Below are 18,520 nucleotides of genomic sequence, written 5' to 3' on the forward strand. Positions count from 1 at the left end.
GACCTAGGCCTTGAGCGCATGCAGCTCGCTCACGACGCCATCGATCTTTTAATGCAGAGGCCGAAGCCTTCTCATCCTGCGCAGCCTATTGCGTCTCAGACCCTCGCCCGTCGACTCCACGACGCCAACCGCTACGGCATTGTCGCGCCGCCGTCTGCATGTCGCGTAGCGCCGCCTAAATGGCATTTTCCGATTCCGCCACTTCGCGCCCTCCCCGCTATGGGCGCCGCAAGCCATCATACCAGGCCCGTACATTGCCATTTTGCGCGCGGCACTGCTTCAGCGCGGGTCTGCGCGAGCTTCCTCCGCCCGCAAGCGCTGGCGGCAAGCGACACTGCCCTAGAATCGCCGTGAATGACGACGCATCCCTTCCCCAGCCTGGTCTAGCCCCGCTCGGCAGAGATCTGCCGATATTCCCGGCAAGCCGAGCTCTTACGGCCTTACGCGCGATGACCTGCGCGGGATGCGAGCGATATGACCAACCATATCTGACTGTCGTCCGAGCTTCTCGCGCTTGCCTGGGTCGGTCACCTCGACCGATCACAGGCGCGGACGTCGGCGCTCGAGGAGCCATCGAATTGCTTGAGACTGCGTAAAATGTCATGAGATAATTCACCGGCTATCAGCGGCCTGCCGGCCGAGATGCGGATCAAGCTCGCGATCGGCTCGCAATTCGTCGATCTGGAAATGCACAAGGATGCCATTGCGGCGCGGCAGGCCGAAAACGCGAATCTGCAGAATTGTTTGGCCGCGGTCGAGAAGTTGGCACCGGAGCCCATGAAGCCGGTGACGCCCGCTGCAGAGAGTGCGCGCGCCGTCTACGGCTATGGATCGCTAGAGAGGCGCCTCGAACTGCATACCGCGGCGCGTCCATCGTCTAGTTTGCGCCTTACTTGTGATGCTAAAGGACATCGGGCGCGTGTGTGCTTTGAATTCGGGAAGGCGTGATGATGCAGGATGCCCAAGACATTCGCTGGTTGGTCAATCTTGGGAAATCTGCCGCAAGACGATGGAAGATCGCCGCCGTGACATTCGCGGCGGTTGCCCTGGCTGGTATCCCGGCGGCGGTCATCACAAGGCCGGCGCCCATGTATGTCTCAAAAATGGTTCTTCCGTTATCGCCTTATCTCCGCGGTATTGCTTTGTCGCATGAGCCCACAATTTCGATGAAGCACCTGGGGGAAGGGTCTGAAATATTCGAGGTCTCTCTTGCTGGACCCGATCAGCCTCAGGCGAGGCTGCAGGCCCTCCTGACGCGTTTGGTGGCTGCCTCGCATCGCAACCCCATCAATCGGAGCGTGTCTGATGCGATTGCTGTCCTAGAAGTCCGCCTGGCTGAGCTGCAGTTGCCAATATCGGGCGGCAGGGAAGCGAAGGGGCTCGGCGAACTCATCAATAGTGCGCGCAGCGAAAACCTAAGGGCCGAAATCACCCGTATGCGAGCCAGAATGGACGACCTGCGGCTTGAGGACGTCGTGATTTCGCCAACGGCTCCGCTCGCCGCGCCAGGGCCGAGGATAGCTCGAGCGTTTGGCGGCGTCGTGGTGGCGGCGTTCCTTATCGCTGCAATGGCGGCCATCGTAGCCGACAAGCTGAAGGCCTAGGGCCACTCTCTTTTTTTGACCGAAATCCGGGCGCTAGCGCTTCAAGCGCGATGCAAGCGTTCACGGACTGATTTTTCTCAGCTTTCCGTCATTGACTGCGCGCGGCAGCTTACTGCCGAGCGCAGTTCAGCATGGGGCAAGCATGCAGGACCTGCATGGCATTTCGCGTGCCGCGTTCTATCTCGCCGTCGCTGAGGAGATGAGGAGATGACGAGCGAAGCCGTTTATAGCCGTGGCCTGCGCGGGTTGACCTATCCTGGCGATCAGTCGGGCCCCACTGGCGATATCGGCTACGATTTTGGCACGCAGACCCCGGGCAGATCGAGGCCGACTGGTGCGGCCGCGTCTCCGAGGCCGAGCTGCGGAATCCTCAAGGGTGCAGCCGGCGTCCACGGCGCCAAGGCGGCGGCCTATGTGCGCCGCTAGGCATCGTTCCCATTCAATCGGCCTTAAGCGCAGGCCGCTGCGCGCGAGCACCTCGATGAGTCCAGCGGTGCGTTATTGTGGTCGACGAACACGGGCACTATATCGGCGCGCATGGATCAAAGAGCCCCGAAAGGACACGCTTCCAGGCTTGGAATGCGAGGCCCCCGGTACTGGGTACGGCCGACAGATGCCCCCGCCCTGCGCATAGCCCGATCTGACCACCATCCGTGAGGCTTCACGCCGTGGATTTTGTGTTTGTCCACACCCCCGATGCAGAGTAGTTCGCGCGTTACACCACGCAAGGAATACCAATCAACCCTTGTTGATCTAGCGCTAGTTGAGTAAAGCTGATCTTTCGGTCAATCGTACCGTCGGTCTGCGCTCGTGTAGATGCAGCTTCATGACGTTTCGGCCGGCCGAAAGCGGCAGATCAACCCGCAAATTTCTCGATGATTAAACGCTTTGTGCCGGTGCTCGCCTTGCTCTTGTCGGCGTGTTCAAACCTTGGTTTGTGGCCGGACACATCCTCGACACCACCCATCGCCACGGCGGTGGCCGGACCACCGAGCCCAGAGGCAATCCAGAAAGGCGTTCGGATGGCCGTCCAAACAGCAAAGCTGACCTTGCCGGTTGAGGCGTCCACGCTACGAAAAACGGACCACGGTCCTGGAAACTATTTTGTCTGCCTGCGAGAGGCAAATCCATTGCTCAGCAGACCGCACTATACGTATTCTGTGTTTTTCGATGACGTGTACAAGGACGTCAGGCAATCCGTCATTTTGGAAAACTGCGAGCAGCAGCAGTATGCGGCAGCCGATTAGGATAACGGAAGCACGTCGGCCTTGGCATCGAGGTATACCGAAGTCGATCAGAGGGCCAGATCCTCGTTTGCGGCTCCCAGGCTTGGAATGCGAGGCCCCCGGTAGGGCCGACAGATGGCCTGCGGATACGGCCCGATCTGACCACCACCCGTGAGGCCTTCACCCGGTGGTTTTTGTGTTTCAGATTGCGCGTTCTGCTCTGGAGTCACAGCGAATGAAATTTGCCACAGAATACATCTCTCGGTTTGTCGGCTCTCCGATCGCAGCACTAGGCAAGCCGACACCCTGGGAGCTTACATCAAACTCAGCCGATGCCATTAGCCGATTGCTGGTCGGGCTTGAATCAGACCACGTCATCACGAACGGCGTAGCCGTACATCGGACCGCCACGATTGAAGTCGGCGCCACGATCAAGGGCCCGGCTATTGTTGGTGCCCACTGTTTCATTGCAGCTACCTCCCTGATCCGGGCAGGCTGCTGGATAGACGAGAGTTGCGTCATCGGCCCTGGCTGCGAGCTCAAGTCCTCGTTCCTATTTCGCAGCTGCAAATTGGCTCATTTCAACTTTATCGGGGATAGTATCCTCGGCTCTGACATAAACTTGGAGGCCGGCTGCGTCATTGCCAACTATCGAAACGAGCTTCCCGGCTCCTCAATCTCCTTTACTCACGATGGACATCGGATCGACACCGGCGTGTCAAAATTTGGCGCCCTGATCGGGGACGGCTGCAAGGTGGGCGCCAATGCTGTAATAGCGCCGGGGGCGGCACTGAGGCCCAAAACAATCGTTCAACGGCTCGCGCTCGTAGACCAACAGCCTTCGTGATCGTCCATCCTCGATGCCGTTTGTTTGCGGCCTACTAAGCAGCCTGGAAGCCTCTTGTATTTCTTTCTCTCCAAAACCATGGGCACACTGCTCGTGCTCCCCAATTTGTTACTCGCAGCTGGCATCCTCGGATTGGCGCTGCTGCCGACAAGGTATGGTGCAATCGGACGCAGAACGCTTCTGGGTGCATTCGTTGCCCTCGCGATCTCCGGCGTTACACCAATCGGCAACCTGATGTTGCTCCCGTTGGAGAACCGCTTCCCTCCATGGACGGCAACTGGCACAGATCCGACTGGTTTGATCATTTTAGGTGGCCAGATTGATACAGGAATCGCAACCGCCCGAAACGAGATCTCGCCAGTCGAAGCCGACCGATTAATCGAAGCCGCAAAACTAGCGCGTAAATATCCGCGTGCCAGGATCATCTATACTGGCGGAACTTCTAAACTCCTGGGCAGCGACGTTCGCGAAGCAGACTACGCGACGCAGATCCTCGAGAACCTAGGCATTCCCGGCTCCCGTATCGAAATCGAACGAGAGGCGCGAAACACCGCTGAGAACGCTACCTTCGGCAAGCTGATGGCTAGTCCCAAGCCCGGTGATCATTGGCTGCTAATCACATCCGCATCTCACATGCCGCGCGCAATTGGTCTCTTCTGTGCCGCCGGCTTCAATGTTGAGGCAGTACCGACCGGATGGCGCACGACGGGACACCTTGATCTATTCCGCTTGGATGGCATTGCTGATGGATTGGTGCTCACCGGTATAGCCACTCGCGAATGGCTAGGTTTGATAGCCTCGCGCCTCTTTGGCGATACTGGAGCACTCCTTCCGGGACCGTGTGCCTAAGAAATGCCGCCGGTCCGCAGGTAGATGTGAGCTGCTGCCGGTTTGATGGACACCGAGATTAGGTGTTTCATGAGCCGGAGGTGGACGATGAAGAGACGGAAGTTCAGTCGCGAGTTCAAGATCGAGGCGGTCAAGCAGGTCAGGGAGCGTGGGATGTCGGTGGCGCAGGCCGGGCGCGACCTGGATGTTCATCAAAGCGTTCTGCGCAAATGGTTGAGGAGTTCGGCTCCGATCCGGTGCAGGCCTTTCCCGGCCACGGGCAGATGAAGCCGGAGCAGCAGGAGATTGAGCGGGTGCGCCGTGAGGTCGCCAAGTTGAAGGCCGAGTGGAATATCCTAAAAAGGCCGCAGCCTTCTTCAAGAAGGAAGCGACATGAAGTTCGTCTTCATCGCGAAGCACCGGGCGATCTGGCCGGTGGCATGGCTATGCGATGCGCTGGGGGTATCGCGGTCTGGCTTCCATGCCTGGCTGAATCGCTCGCCCAGCGCCAGACTCCCACAGCGACGAAGAGCTCGGCGGCAAGGTGAAGGCCAGCTTCATGGCGAGCGACCGTACCTACGGTGCGCCCCGGGTGTGGCGTGATCTGCTCGCCGATCGAGCGGACTGTGGCCTGCACCAAATCGAACGGCTGATGCGCCTGCAAGGCTTGCGAGCGCGGACGCGAGGCCGGCGCTTGCCGAAGGACAGCGGCGATCGACAGATCGAGACCGTGCCGGCGAACCTCCTTGACCGGCAATTCGCCGCCGAGCGGCCGAACCAGAAGTGGATCGCCGACTTTGCGTATCTCTGGACGGCCGAGGGCTGGCTCTACGTCGCAGCAGTGATCGAGCTGTTCTCACGCCGGGTGGTAGGTCGGTCGATGAGCGCCACCATAACACCTCAGTTGAGGGAGGCGAGTTCGGCGGATACTACTGCACCGACAATTGCTCTGGTCATGCTGCGGGCTATCGGTGGACTGAGGCGCATCGCATCTCGTCAGAGTCGGACTGTCTTTCTACCAGGGTTGTTTGATGTACGGCGAACATCCAAGCCGCGGGGCGGTCTTGATGGCGACGATATCGACTGACGTAGAGATTTCTGCTGCCTTTTACGCATTGGCCGCTGGCCGCCGAACGCTACTCCACGACGAAAGCCGGAGCCGAGCAAATGAACTTTCTCGTTTTTGTGTGTCTGTCGGCGGTTGCCGTTTTTGCTCTTGCCGTTGTCACTGACTTTGCCCCCATGCAAAAGCGGTTCGTTGTACTCCCAGATAGGGTTATGCACACCTAGATGAACTGCCCGCGGCGAGAGCCAGCAGCAACGCCGGCATGGTCGCTAGCTACGGTCCGATCCAATCAGCCGTCGAAGCAGCCCCCTGGTATTGAGGCGGCTCGCCGTGAGAGCCCCGTTAGCTCTTTAGCAGACGCGCAATCGCGTCCAGCTTGCCGAGCCCGCTCAGGCATACCAAAGTCTAGTTGGTTTCGCGCATGGAACACCAGTTTTAGTTGACTTGCTGGCGCGTACGTACAACTTTGCGTGAACCGACAGAATCTTGAAGACGTGCAGTCATTTGGGCCGCAGAGCCAAGAGCTTTTTTCGTCGAGATCGACGGATAACGCTGCGATCAGGGCTTGTCGATTGAGGACTAGAGACAAATGCAGCGCTCTACAACTACGCCTGAACTTAGCGATTTAAACTGGCTTCTGGAAAAACTAAATGTTTTGCTGACGTCGTTCAAAATCCTCGTTTTGGGTACCGCTGCTCTAATCGCACTTGGTTTCTCGAGTGTTCTCCTGGGGCACAAGCTGGAGTACGCGTCGAGTATGGTCGTGCCGCTAACGTCACGGACGCGGGCCGTGATCAAGACTGGAGCAGTACTCGACCCGGTCATAAGATCGACCCATCTGGGAATCGATTTCCCACATATCGAAGTCGCAAGGGAAGTTCTCCAGAGAAGGCTTGTCATTTCGCAAGAACTTAGCCCTGGGTCCGGATTGTACTCCCTCTCTTTTACTGATCAGACGCCGGAGCAAGCTCAAGCGGTTCTTAACGAGTTTCTTGCGCAGATCATTGCTCTATCGAAGCCTGTTGGCACTGCTCGCGTGGATACGCTGCAACAGATCGAAAGCCTAAAGCAGACGCTTTTTGATTTGAAGTCTGCAGCAGCCGCCATTACCGCAAACGCGAACAAAGAGAAGGGTGGCAGCGAAGGAGAAATGTACGCTCGTGCGCTTGTAGTTCTCGTCTCCGAAATTGCCACCAAGGAGCACACCCTTTGGACGCTTCAAAACGGACTCGATGGCCTGCGCTTGGAAGATATCCCTGTTAAGCCGACCTTGCCAAGCTTGCCGGAACCGGCAGGCACACTTAGGAAGCTTACAGTCGTCGCCATCGGTTCTTTTTGTCTAATGGCACTTGTCGTTCTGATTAGGCATGAGCGAAAAGGGCGTTCTACATTCCAGAACAAGTGGGAATAGCAGTCTGATTTCACTTTCGGGGCGGCCCATACCGCAGCGATGAAGCGTAAGCGTAGCTCTGCAGCCCTTTTGAATGACGCTTGACGCCTATTTTGTTCGCGTGGCGCGTCGCCGCGGTATCCATGTGTCGCACAACGCGTTGACAGCGGCCTCGAGCGCCTTCCGGTCGACGACGTTGGCATCGAACCGCTCCGGGCCCCAGAGGCGCATGTGTTCGTGCTCGGGATGGCTGGGGTCGCTGATGGCGGCGAGGTATTCGGCATAGCCTGGCGCACCGCCGACGTCTTCCGGAGGACAACGACCGGCGGCCTCGAGCAGGAATGGAAGCCCCTCCGTCGTTGTATTCTCGAACCATTTTTCGAGTTTGATCACATGGTCCCAGCTGTTGCCGAAGTCATAGAGATAGTGGATCGTCTTGGCGCCGGTCTCGCGAACGATATCGCAAAGCCGCGCTTTTCTGGCATTCATGGGCTGGTGGCCGTAATCGTTGTGGGGATCAGGAATCCCCCAACGGGCCTCACCCGCGAAGAACTCGAAGAGGTGGCTGTTTGTCCAGCCAAACGCCTCCTGAAGCGTCAAATGCAGCCGATCAAGACGCAGGGTGACGGGTACGACAAGGCGACGCATCACCTCCGGTTTTACGTCCTTGAGGGTCACCTTGATCCGGACCGCGGTCGTGTTCAGGCTCATGCCGCCAGCCTCGGATCGATGCAAGCATCCTGTAGATCGATGCCCAAGGGAGCAGTTCGTCCAGTCGCGCCGCAGGCCAACCGCTCGAGCCTGGCGCAGCGATCCAGCAAAGTCGCGGCAAAGACGCGCAACTCGGCCGGATCGCTCGGCAGCTCATCAGGCAATTCGACGCTTCGCGCCCCGATGCAGCGAAGATTTGTATCTTTACGCAAGTGCTTTCGGCTGCGCGGCTCCAGGTGCATGCATGCGCGTCCAATCCATGCCGGCCAGAAGGGCCGACAGCTGGGCGGCATTCATCCGCATGACGCCGGCCACGATGGGAGGCCATTTGAAGCCGCTGCCATCGAGCCGCTTCCAGTACATCACAAAGCCACTGCCATCCCACACGACGATCTTCACGCGGTCAGCGCGCTTCGCACGGAAGACCACCGCCACGCCCTTCATCGGGTCATAGCCCAGCGCCTCCTTCGCCAACTCCGGGGCGATATCCCATTGTGGCGACGGCAACTAGGCACATCAAAACTAGTGCCCCTCCCCAAACAAGGACCAACTTACGCCACAAGCCTTGAGGTTCAGGCGTCACGGCCAAGGTCGGACGCACGACAATATCCTCCTCGCGCAGCCCCTGCAGAGACTCGTCTAAATCCAAGAGTCGATGCTCTTGCTGCCTGATATCTGAGAGCAGAAACACAAAAGCGCGTGCATACACTTCACCCTCACTCCCGGTGGTCACATGCTCTAGGTTGTCATTGAGCTTAGCTGAGAGCTTCTTGGACTCGTCAATTGACCTTTTCAATAACTCGATTTCTGCCAGAATTTTGTCCCGCCAAGCGCCCGAAGGCCGGGAAAGTTTAAGAACCTGATCAAGAATTCTTTGCAAGATATCTTGAGCCTCCTGGGGAGTCCGCCCCAGGGCGCTAACATTATATAGCCCGCTGCCTTGCGCCATTTCAGCCGACACCGAAATCTTATTAGCTAGGGACATTCGCTGATCCTCGCTCACCACTCCACTGGTTTCCCGCCCAATGATTGGATTGAGAACAGCATCGCTTTTAATCAGGCCAAGGACGCGAGCACCCAAGGGTAAGATCATCCTGGATGTATAAACGGGCACGTTGGTCGCGACCACAATCGCTCCCCCAACTAACCCGATGGCTAGAGTTCCCGAAGCGACGAGCTTCCAAGCCTGGCGGACAACTCTGCACTTTTCCTTTATCCATGCGAGGTCGTCTTGCATCATTTTGCCCAAATAATTGAGGGTTTGGCTATTTTAGCCAGAACTCGCCAGACCGAAGCGTAAGTGGCGAACTAGCCTACATTAGAGTTCAAGTTCAAGCCACGCTGAGACGGAATAGCCAGTCGCACGCCCTCTTACCAAGCACGCACAACACGTGAACTAGACACGCCTCGTACTTTGCGAATGCGTTCAAGATCTCCAGCGTTTCGCGGAGGAGTACAACCAAGAACGCGGAAAGACCTGGCACGTCTGAGGCCATCCTATTGAGATCGCTCAGGCCCTTGTAAACTCCACTTAACGTGTAGTGTAGACGATTGGGAGAGCAACGTCGCGTAGTTCTTGTTGTGTCTTTATTTTTCGTTGGCGGCGACGCCGCGTTCCTCAGCGCAGTCTAAATCAAGGAACCTCGACAACTCTTTTGGTCATCCCCCGATCTCAGTATAATGTGAACGCTCCCGCGCATAGCCACGTACTTGAGCTCACTGAATTCCCCGACTCCTAAGATCTGCATGAACGGGCCCTATTGCATAAACCGGTCAAGCACAAGGGATGCTATGGGGGTCAACCTACCGCGCAGCATCAAAATCTCTTCAGGCCGCAGGATTAGTAATTTGCCTTCCGTGATTCTAAGTCGATCTACAGGCACATTGCGAACGACAAAGAATTCACCCTTCACTCGACCACCCTTTATCTCCGGATCAGATCCATCGAAGGTCATCAAGGGTTCAAATCGATCCGCAGGAATATGATAGCTGATTTCTTCGCCCACTTCTCGTACGGCGCAATCTAGCAAGCTTTCGTCCCGTTCGCGATGACCGCCGAAAAGTCCGATCTTGCCGGGCTGGAGGACGCCGGGGATATCATCACGCAATTGAACCAACAATCGTTCGCATTGATCTAAGAGTACCGCAGCGGCTATTTCGCGCATCCTCGTCCTCCGTACTCTGTTGAACGCGCGGCTTGGTGCGAGCGAGACCGTGGGCTCCTGTTGCTGCACCTCTGCAGCATCGATTAATTATGACTCTGTACGATCTAATGACAAAGTCGAGGCGCCATGGAGCGAAATCGTGAGCTTACTTTGCGCCGCCCTTGCGCCGTGAAAGGATCCAGCTGTTCATCAGATCCCGGAGTCCATCCTCAGTCTTCACGGGTGGTGACCAGCCGAGACGTTGAAGCTCCTCTGAACTGGCCACTAGATTGCGGCCGACGCGATCCCAAACCTCCCTCTTGCCGAGCGCCAGAAGCATCGCCTTGATCACCATTGGGGGAAACGGCATAAGAAGAGGCGATCGACCCGAGGCTTGACGAAGGATCGCGAACATTTCAGATAACTCGAGGGAGCTTGGATCGCAAACTACAAAGGTGCGATTGATAGTTTTATCGTTTTCGATACAGAACAACAGCGCACTTGTGAGATTTGCAATAGAGAGCAGTGAGCGCTTGTTTTTGAAAGCACCAATTGGAAGTGGCAAAGGCAGGCAGGCTAAACGCACCATCAAAGCCATGTTTGCCTTAACACCCGAACCATAGACGAGCACCGGACGCAGAATAGTGAACGGCACGCCCGAAGCGCGGATATCTTCTTCCGCCGCGAGTTTTGATCGATCGTATGCTGTTACAGGTTTCGGAACTTGCCTTTCGGTGGCTATTGAGTCAGCGGCTGATCCGGTTTGGGCGCCGATTGAGGAAGTAAAAATTAGACGCTTGATATTCCGCTCGGCGCAAGCTTTCGCCAACCGTATTGTAGCACCTCTGTTTATAGCATCATAGTTGGGAGTTTCCCTAACGGAGCGGTGAGCTATTGCCGCCAAGTGAACGACCACATCCACACTCTCGAGCAACTTCGACCAGTCGAACTCTTTCTCAAGATCCGGCAATTGAGCCCACTCAATGCCAGGACTGATGCTGGAATCGAAACGCCGGGAAGCGGCGCGGACTTCAAAGCCAGAGTGCGCAAGCGCAGAAGTCACAGCCCTGCCTATGAAGCCCGACGAGCCAGTGACCAATACTCTGAGAGGCATTCTTCACTATCCACTTTGCGATGAGCTCAGAGAAACGTCATCAAAATTCATCGCAGTCGAAACCCCAGCACGACGTTCGCCCTGAGGGCCTTGGGTTTAGGTCGCCCCATCGCCCTTCTTCTTTTCTTCGGCATTGTTTGCCAGTTGAGCTACGGAACCCGGCTGCCGCCGCTGCTTGCGGAGCACTGCTTTTTCTAACACGATGTTAAACGTGACCTCTTCATCCTCTGGGCATCCATATTCAGGCGCGGCACCCTCCACCGGCTCGTTTGACTGGCTTGTTCTACGTGTCACGGCGTTGCCTCCAAGCACAAGAATGACACTCTCATCGGATGAGCTAGCCCAAGATTTCGGCCACTTTTTAGGCCTTTACGATATTCGAGGCGGATTCGGCAAATCTTCCTCGACAGTCGACGATCAACTCGGCATGCGCCTTTATCAACTCGTAATCGAACTTATCATGATCGGTCGCAAGCACGAGACAGTCGAACTCGGCAATCGACTGCTTTGTCAAAGTTACGCTCGAGAGAGAGAAGCTATGTGCGCGCATTACTGGGAACACGGGAATGTGCGGATCGGTGTAAGAGATCGATGCTCCAAGGTCGCGAAGACGCTCCATTATCACGACAGCGGGGGACTCTCGGGAATCATCCACGTTCTTTTTGTACGCTAGTCCAAGCACCAAGATTCGACTTCCATTGACAGATTTCTTGCGAGCGTTCAGGCTTTCAGCGACCTTCGAAATGACATATTCCGGCATTGAGGAATTGATCTCACCTGCTAGCTCAATGAAACGAGTGTGAACGCCGTATTCTCTAGCTTTCCAGGTTAAGTAAAAAGGATCGATTGGAATACAGTGTCCTCCGATCCCAGGGCCCGGATAATATGGAACAAAGCCGAACGGTTTTGTTGCCGCCGCGCGAATGACCTCGTGCAGATCGATTCCCATCCGATCTGCCACAATTTTCATTTCGTTCACGAGTCCTATGTTCACTGATCGATGAATGTTTTCCAGGAGCTTCGTAAGCTCGGCAGCACGAGCGGAACTCACTGGGACGACCTTGTCGACAACCTGCTCGTAGAGCGCGATTCCGACTTTTAAACACTGTGGGGTGCACCCTCCGCATACCTTTGGAATGGTCCTCGTGGAAAAATTCGGATTTCCGGGATCTTCCCGTTCGGGTGAAAAAATTAGGAATATATCCGCCCCGACTTTCAAACCTCGTGCCTCGATCCTTGGCTTCAACTCCTCATCCGTTGTACCCGGATAAGTCGTACTTTCCAGAGACAGCACCATCCCGTCGTGCAGATAAGGAAGTACAGAATCAATCGTGCCGATCACAAAGCTAAGGTCTGGTTCGCGATGTTTGCTAAGTGGAGTGGGAACGCAGAGGATGAGCGCGTCCACCTCGGCTACACGGGACAGGTCAGTGGTGGGCTCGAATTGATTCATAACGAACGGCGCGAGCTTCTCCGCCGGAATGTGCTCAATGTAGGACTTGCCACTTCGGAGCGCATCTACCTTAGATTGGTCCACATCAAATCCAATCACCCGGTAACCAACCTCACAGTAGCGGAGCAACAGTGGAAGACCAACGTAACCGAGACCGATGATCCCGACCGTGGCGGTTCTGTCCTTAAGTTTAGTGACGAGCCTGGAGTATCTATCGGTCACCCTATGAGCCCTTAAATTGTGCGAGAGCACTGAGCAAGAACTTAATCGTTGCTCAGTCCTTCTAGCCGTTTCGTACGAGTCCGACTAAGTCTTGTTCCAACCTTGAAACAAGGTCCGATCTATTGAATTCGCGCAAGGCATAGGCGCGCCCGCATGCGCCCATTAGTGCCCGTTCGGATGCCGGAGTGCCAGCAAGTCGGACGGCTTGGCGTGCAAGTTCTGCTCCATCGCCCGCCGGACAAACAAAGCCTGCGTAGGCTTCAGCGACCACCCGCGCACCTTCACCATCCAGCATCGCTAGAAGTGGCACGCCCGCAGCAAGATAGCTCTGCACCTTGCCCGGAATTGTCAAACTGAAGATGGGATCAGGCTTCAGCGAGACCAATAGGGCGTCGGCTGCTCGAAAGAGCCCGGGCATCTCTTCGATTGGCCGCCGTCCCATTAATGTGACAAGCGCCTCTAACTTGCGCTCCTCGACCTCTTTCTCAAGATATGGTTTCGCGCGACCATCACCTACAATAATCCAATGAATATCCGGTCTATCCCTCAAGCATTCGATCGCTGTCAAGATTGCGGGAAAGTCCTGCGCTTCACCGATGTTGCCTGCAAATAGGATTTTGAATTTTCTGCCAATGGAGTCCATTGCGGGTGGGCCTGAGTCAGCCAAGCCGTCTTCAAAGACCTGCTCTGCCCAGCCCGGAAGATAACGAATCCGATCCGCATCCTCCACATAGCGCGCAACATTCGCGACAAAAGCACGGGACTGCACGAATATTCGCCCGGAGCGCCGATAAATGAACGACACCAGCCGCCCAACGCAGCTAAGCACAAGCTTTGATCGAACCACCCCAAGCGCCGTTAAAGTATCCGGCCAGAGGTCCAGAACCCACAGCGCCACGGGCGCGCTCTTCAGGCGACCGATCAACAGCGCTGGCAATGATGCCGTTATTGGCGAAACTAGAAATACGAAAATGACATCGATCTGCCTTCCTCTCAGTTTCCAAGGAGCAACGATGGAACCAGAGATGACAAAGCTCAGATAGTTCAGCATCAACTGGAGGCGGTTTCGACCGCGCGAGACTATCGGAACCCGAACGATTGAAGCGCCACTAAATTCACCAAATGCGTCAGGCTTGCGTTGATATTCCGCATAAACCCGGCCAGATGGATAGTTTGGGAGCCCGGTCAGGACCACAACCTCATGGCCGCGCGCCGTTAACTCGCTCACCAATTCATTGATCCGAAAATTCTCGGGCCAGAAGTACTGGCTTACAATGAGAATGCGCAATCGCCCAACTCAATTATACTTGCGCCAGACTACGCGATTTACATAGTCGGTATAGCTATGGAGGATTCGAACGACCTTGTCCGATACATTTGAAACATCGTAATCGTCGACAAGTCGAAAGGCCCGTTTTGAACCAACGGATTGCGCGTCAAGTACTGACAGCGCCTGACGTATCCGTTCGATATCCAGACCGACCATCATGACGGCCGCCTCTTCCATCGCTTCCGGGCGTTCGAATGCCTCCCTCAGATTGAGAGCTCGAAAATTGAGGATGGACGACTCCTCGTTGATCGTTCCGCTGTCCGACAACACGGCGCGAGCGGACAGTTGCAGCTTCACGTAGTCGCTAAAGCTGAGCGGCTTCGACAACTGGACTAAACGATGAAGACGTGCGTTCGCTTGATCAATCCTCTTCTTGGTGCGGGGATGGGTCGAGACGAGGACTGGCAGGCCGTGGTCTTCGGCAACCGCGTTCAGCACATTAACGAGTTTTAAGAACGACGCTGGCGCTTCGATGTTCTCTTCGCGATGGGCACTCACAACGAAGAAGCCACCGCTCACAAGCCCGAGTTGCTCCAGGACGCGAGACGCATCGATTTTCGGTCTATAGTGCTGGAGCACTTCGAACATCGGACTGCCGATCTTGATTACGGAATCAGGCGGGATGCCCTCCCGCAAGAGGTACTCGCGGGCTATAGAGCTGTATGTGAGATTGATATCTGAGGTGTGATCTACAATACGCCGGTTGATTTCTTCAGGCACTCGCTGATCAAAGCATCGATTGCCGGCCTCGATGTGAAAGATCGGCACCTTGCGACGCTTCGCCGGAATGACCGAGAGGCAGCTGTTGGTATCGCCCAGCACCAGGAGTGCGTCGGGCTGCTCCTGCGCAAGCACACCATCGGCCTTTGCTATCACGTTCGCGATCGTCTGCATCGCGCCATCCCCGGCGCAATCGAGAAACTGGTCGGGACTTCTGATCCCAAGATCGTCAAAGAAAATACCGTTCAGCTCGTAATCGTAATTCTGCCCTGTGTGGACGAGCACATGATTACAGTGCTGGTCGAGTTTCACGATTACGCGCGACAAGCGGATAATTTCAGGTCGCGTGCCTACAATGGTGACAACCTTGAGCCTCTTCATCAAACGATAACCTTCGCAGGGATGGTATCCGGACGGGAACGATCGAATATCTCATTCGCCCAAAGCATCACAATGAGGTCGTCAGTTCCGATGTTAGTAATGTCATGCGCCCAACCCGGGATTGTCTCCACGACGTCTCCCTGACCTCCCCGCACCACCACTTCGTAAAGCTCACCGGTCTCAATCTGTCGAAAACAGAACCTCGCCACTCCATTCAGAACGACAAATTTTTCGGTCTTACTGTGGTGATAGTGCCCGCCCCGCATGACGCCGGGGCGCGCAGTAAAATACGAGAATTGGCCTGAGTTGGGTGTCTTCAGAACCTCGGCGAACGTTCCCCTTGGATCCTCGTATGTAGGAACCCGGTAGACGAAGTCAGCCACCGGAAGATAAGTCGTATAGGTCGCGTACAGGGCCCTGACGAGGCCCGTGCCTACCGGCGGACTAACCAATGTAGAACGGCTCTCGCGAAAGCTGGTGATGACTTCAGCAAGCTCACCGACCGTCGTATCGTAGACAGGCTCCACCCCCGCAAATCGGACTACGCTGCTTCGCAGCGTCAAGCATGCGACGAAGGCATCAACTACCTCATCAACATGGAGCAACCGGAGCTTGGCCGAGGCATCATGGATCTGAAGCGGCAATCCACGGGCGACATTGTAGCAGAAAGTCGCGACGACCGAATTGTAGTTTGGCCTCGCCCACTTGCCAAAGACGTTGGTCAACCGGAAAATCGAAACGGGCGCACCTGTCCGCTCAGCGTAACGCGCCAAAGCGTTCTCCGCCGCAAGCTTGCTTCGACCGTAGGGATTGTCATGGAGAGCTTGCGTCGAGGACGCAAACACCACCGGGATATTACGGTTCAGCCTTTCAAGGGTCTCGCAAATTCGCTCGGTAAACAGCTGATTGCCGCTGGCGAATTGATCAACCGCAAGGGGACGATTGACGCCCGCGAGGTGATAAACGATGTCGACCGCTGAAAGCCCGTCGGTCAACTCCTCGAACGAGCTCGCTCGCGTAATCCTGACGACCTCGTGGCTTGCCTCTTCGCGCAAACGCGTTCGCAGATTGGCTCCGATGAACCCGTCTGCTCCAGTGATCAAGATCTTCATGGCAACTAATCGTCCAGGCTCGTTCCTTCGCCGCGAATGACGCGCTGTATGAACTCGAGACGAAGGAGGACATCCTTCATCGCGGATACATCGAGCTGCTGCGTATTCTGCGAGTTATAATCATGGCCCACGCTGATACGGCTCTCGCCCTGCTCGACATACTTCGAATAGTTCAAATCTCTCGCATCGGGAGGAACGCGGTAATAGCTCCCGCGATCTTCAGCATAGCTCATTTCCTCGCGGCTGAGCAGGGTCTCATAGAGCTTCTCGCCGTGCCTCGTGCCAATTTCCGCAATTGGATACTCGGGACGTCCCATGACTTCCAGCAAAGCTCTCGCCAATACCGCAACCGTCGCGGCCGGGGCTTTTTGTACGAAAATATCACCGTTATCGCCATGCGCGAACGCATATAGCACAAGCTCGACCGACTCATCGAGCGACATCATGAAACGCGTCATGGCAGGATCGGTGATGGTAACTGGCTTGCCGGCCTGTACTTGACTGACAAAGAGCGGGATTACCGATCCACGCGAAGCCATCACGTTGCCATATCGCGTTCCGCAAATGATAGTGCCGTGAAGATTGCGGGAGACCGCAACCATCACTTTCTCCATCATCGCCTTTGACATGCCCATGGCATTGACCGGGTAGACAGCCTTGTCTGTGCTCAGGCAAACCACGCGTTTGACTTTGGCGGCGATCGCGGCTTCGAGAACGTTCTCCGTTCCCAGAACGTTGGTCCGCACCGCCTCCATGGGATAGAACTCGCACGATGGCACCTGCTTCAAGGCAGCAGCGTGAAAGCAATAATCTGCTCCCCGCATGGCCGCAGCGACACTGCGCGGCTCCCGGACGTCTCCGATGTAGAACTTCAACTTGGGATGGGGGTAGCGCTTGCGAAGATCATCCTGCTTCTTTTCATCGCGGCTAAAGATCCTAATCTCACCCACATCAGAGCTCAGAAAACGCTTCAGCACGGCTTGTCCGAACGAACCCGTGCCACCGGTTATTAGCAAAACTCGATCTTTGAACATGGTGCAGCAATCATAAAGGCCGTCGCTTCAAGACTTCGAATTTGTCTTTTGAGCAAACAGCTGTTCCTTGGTGGAAGATTCGGGATAATTTATCAGGACGGCCTTGTAGGGTCCCTTGAACACAAACAGACTACCGGCCGCGGCGCCCACCGTGCCGCAAGTGGCCAGAAGTGACCCGATATCGGACAGAGAGCCCGCTCCGCCCAGCAGCGAAATCGGAAGTCGCACCGACTGCCTGACCAACCTTGCGAGCTCGAGATCATAGCCCTTCATCTTTCCATCCTGATCGATGGAATTGATTACAATCTCTCCAGCACCAAGGCTCTCCGCCTGCTGAGCCAAATCCACGACCGAGCGGCCCGTCTTTTGACAGCCGTTATGCGTCCACGCAAGATACTGACCGGTCTGATGATCTTTCTTAGCGTCGATAACGACGACGACGCTCTGTCCGCCGATCTCCCTCGCAGTCTCTGCTATCAGTTCCGGCGTCTCGACCGCAGCCGAGCTCAGCGCTATCTTCTCGACGCCCAGGCCTATGATTTGGCGGGCTTGTGAGACGGTCTTGACGCCTCCGCCATAACAGAGCGGCATCCGACACTCTGCCGCTAGCTTACTAATCATTCTGAAGTTGGGTTCTGCGGCCCGGACAGTAACGTCGATGTCAAAGACCGCGAGCTCATCGGCTTCCTTCTCATTGAAGATCTTCACGGCATTTATGGGATCGCCGACATACTTCGGATCCTTGAAGCATACCGTTTTGACCAAGCCACCATTGTGGACTAGCAAACACGGTATTATTCTTGGTCGAAGCATGCTCAGAGCGCCGCGAAATTTGTCAAGAGCCGATTCCCGAAATGGTGGCTCTTTTCAGGATGAAACTGGACGCCATGGATGTGGGCTGAACGTACGGCGCAGGCAAACTCTGCGCCGTAATGGCTAGTCGCCACGACGTTTTCGGGCCTATCACATTCCATATAGTACGAGTGCAAAAAGTAGAACCTCGCCTGGTTCTGCAAGCCATCAAACAGGAGCTCCGAGGCTCGCGGCCGAACATCGTTCCATCCCATGTGCGGAACCGGCATATCCTCAGCGACTCCGGACGTTTTGAAAGATTTCACATCGGCATCGATCCAGCCCAGTCCCGGCAGGTTTCCTTCCTCGCTCGAGCGGCCAAGGATTTGCATACCCACGCATACGCCGATAACCGGCACATTCCCCCGAAGCACGAGCTCGTCCAGCGACTCACGCATGCCAGAGGCCTGCAATAGGCGCATCGCATGATCGAAGTGCCCGACGCCAGGAAGGATCAGCTTCGAGGCGACCTTGAGGTCAGCCGCT

At 56.0% G+C, this 18,520-nt stretch carries 20 protein-coding genes and 1 pseudogene; 8 read left to right on the top strand and 13 right to left on the bottom strand.

Annotated elements, in window-relative coordinates; genetic code table 11:
* Positions 1–642 precede the first annotated feature (642 nt).
* The 8 genes and pseudogenes from IF809_RS35470 to IF809_RS35505 all read left to right on the top strand — a co-directional run bounded on the left by IF809_RS35470 (position 643) and on the right by IF809_RS35505 (position 6,982).
* Positions 643–948 carry a hypothetical protein gene (locus IF809_RS35470; RefSeq protein ID WP_462839857.1) on the top strand — a complete coding sequence of 102 codons (306 nt, stop codon included), beginning with the start codon at positions 643–645 and terminating at the stop codon, positions 946–948.
* Entirely contained in the window at positions 948–1,604 is a 657-nt protein-coding gene (locus tag IF809_RS35475) for a hypothetical protein (protein ID WP_462839858.1), read from the top strand. The genes IF809_RS35470 and IF809_RS35475 overlap by 1 nt, the downstream gene beginning before the upstream one ends.
* Positions 1,605–1,811: 207 nt before the next feature.
* Positions 1,812–2,030 carry a lysozyme family protein gene (locus tag IF809_RS35480; protein WP_462839859.1) on the top strand — a complete coding sequence of 73 codons (219 nt, stop codon included), beginning with the start codon at positions 1,812–1,814 and terminating at the stop codon, positions 2,028–2,030.
* A gap of 449 nt (positions 2,031–2,479) precedes the next feature.
* A complete protein-coding gene (locus tag IF809_RS35485; RefSeq protein WP_462839860.1) occupies positions 2,480–2,851 on the top strand; it encodes a hypothetical protein in 372 nt (123 codons plus the stop codon).
* 214 nt (positions 2,852–3,065) lie between these two features.
* Entirely contained in the window at positions 3,066–3,677 is a 612-nt protein-coding gene (locus IF809_RS35490; RefSeq protein ID WP_462839861.1) for an LbetaH domain-containing protein, read from the top strand.
* A 54-nt stretch (positions 3,678–3,731) separates the two neighbouring features.
* Positions 3,732–4,526 (top strand): YdcF family protein, encoded by a 795-nt coding sequence (locus IF809_RS35495; protein ID WP_462839862.1) that lies wholly within the window; start codon positions 3,732–3,734, stop codon positions 4,524–4,526.
* 87 nt (positions 4,527–4,613) lie between these two features.
* A pseudogene (locus tag IF809_RS35500) lies at positions 4,614–5,412 on the top strand (IS3 family transposase); the annotation flags it as partial.
* Between the two features lie 748 nt (positions 5,413–6,160).
* The gene (locus IF809_RS35505; protein WP_462839863.1) at positions 6,161–6,982 is read left to right on the top strand and encodes a hypothetical protein; all 822 of its coding nucleotides are present in this window, start codon (positions 6,161–6,163) and stop codon (positions 6,980–6,982) included.
* An 87-nt stretch (positions 6,983–7,069) separates the two neighbouring features.
* On the opposite strand, the gene IF809_RS35510 is transcribed toward IF809_RS35505, so the two are convergent.
* The 13 genes from IF809_RS35510 to hisH all read right to left on the bottom strand — a co-directional run.
* Entirely contained in the window at positions 7,070–7,672 is a 603-nt protein-coding gene (locus IF809_RS35510) for a plasmid pRiA4b ORF-3 family protein (RefSeq protein ID WP_462839864.1), read from the bottom strand.
* Between the two features lie 204 nt (positions 7,673–7,876).
* Complete coding sequence (gene tnpB / locus IF809_RS35515) at positions 7,877–8,146, bottom strand: IS66 family insertion sequence element accessory protein TnpB (protein WP_453996747.1); 270 nt, start codon at positions 8,144–8,146, stop codon at positions 7,877–7,879.
* Positions 8,121–8,909: a hypothetical protein gene (locus IF809_RS35520; protein WP_462839865.1), complete on the bottom strand. Its 789-nt coding sequence runs from the start codon at positions 8,907–8,909 to the stop codon at positions 8,121–8,123. Before IF809_RS35520 ends, tnpB begins: the two co-directional genes overlap by 26 nt.
* Positions 8,910–9,429: 520 nt before the next feature.
* On the bottom strand, positions 9,430–9,837 hold the full coding sequence (locus IF809_RS35525) for an NUDIX domain-containing protein (RefSeq protein ID WP_453996743.1): 408 nt from the start codon (positions 9,835–9,837) through the stop codon (positions 9,430–9,432).
* Between the two features lie 145 nt (positions 9,838–9,982).
* Positions 9,983–10,930: an NAD-dependent epimerase/dehydratase family protein gene (locus IF809_RS35530; RefSeq protein ID WP_462839866.1), complete on the bottom strand. Its 948-nt coding sequence runs from the start codon at positions 10,928–10,930 to the stop codon at positions 9,983–9,985.
* 96 nt (positions 10,931–11,026) lie between these two features.
* Positions 11,027–11,224: a hypothetical protein gene (locus tag IF809_RS35535; RefSeq protein ID WP_462839867.1), complete on the bottom strand. Its 198-nt coding sequence runs from the start codon at positions 11,222–11,224 to the stop codon at positions 11,027–11,029.
* Between the two features lie 67 nt (positions 11,225–11,291).
* Positions 11,292–12,605: a nucleotide sugar dehydrogenase gene (locus tag IF809_RS35540; protein WP_462839868.1), complete on the bottom strand. Its 1,314-nt coding sequence runs from the start codon at positions 12,603–12,605 to the stop codon at positions 11,292–11,294.
* Between the two features lie 61 nt (positions 12,606–12,666).
* A complete protein-coding gene (locus IF809_RS35545; RefSeq protein WP_462839869.1) occupies positions 12,667–13,893 on the bottom strand; it encodes a glycosyltransferase family 4 protein in 1,227 nt (408 codons plus the stop codon).
* Positions 13,894–13,902: 9 nt separating this feature from the next.
* On the bottom strand, positions 13,903–15,036 hold the full coding sequence (locus tag IF809_RS35550; protein WP_453996734.1) for a UDP-N-acetyl glucosamine 2-epimerase: 1,134 nt from the start codon (positions 15,034–15,036) through the stop codon (positions 13,903–13,905).
* Positions 15,036–16,148: a UDP-2-acetamido-2,6-beta-L-arabino-hexul-4-ose reductase gene (gene wbjC / locus IF809_RS35555; protein ID WP_453996732.1), complete on the bottom strand. Its 1,113-nt coding sequence runs from the start codon at positions 16,146–16,148 to the stop codon at positions 15,036–15,038. Before wbjC ends, IF809_RS35550 begins: the two co-directional genes overlap by 1 nt.
* 5 nt (positions 16,149–16,153) lie before the next feature.
* A complete protein-coding gene (locus IF809_RS35560) occupies positions 16,154–17,182 on the bottom strand; it encodes a polysaccharide biosynthesis protein (RefSeq protein ID WP_453996730.1) in 1,029 nt (342 codons plus the stop codon).
* Positions 17,183–17,209: 27 nt separating this feature from the next.
* On the bottom strand, positions 17,210–17,995 hold the full coding sequence (locus tag IF809_RS35565; protein WP_462839870.1) for an AglZ/HisF2 family acetamidino modification protein: 786 nt from the start codon (positions 17,993–17,995) through the stop codon (positions 17,210–17,212).
* A gap of 2 nt (positions 17,996–17,997) precedes the next feature.
* Positions 17,998–18,520 (bottom strand): imidazole glycerol phosphate synthase subunit HisH (hisH, locus tag IF809_RS35570; RefSeq protein ID WP_462839871.1); only part of this gene is annotated, 523 nt, incomplete at its 5' end.

It is taken from the genome of Bradyrhizobium sp. UFLA06-24 (genome assembly GCF_054967145.1).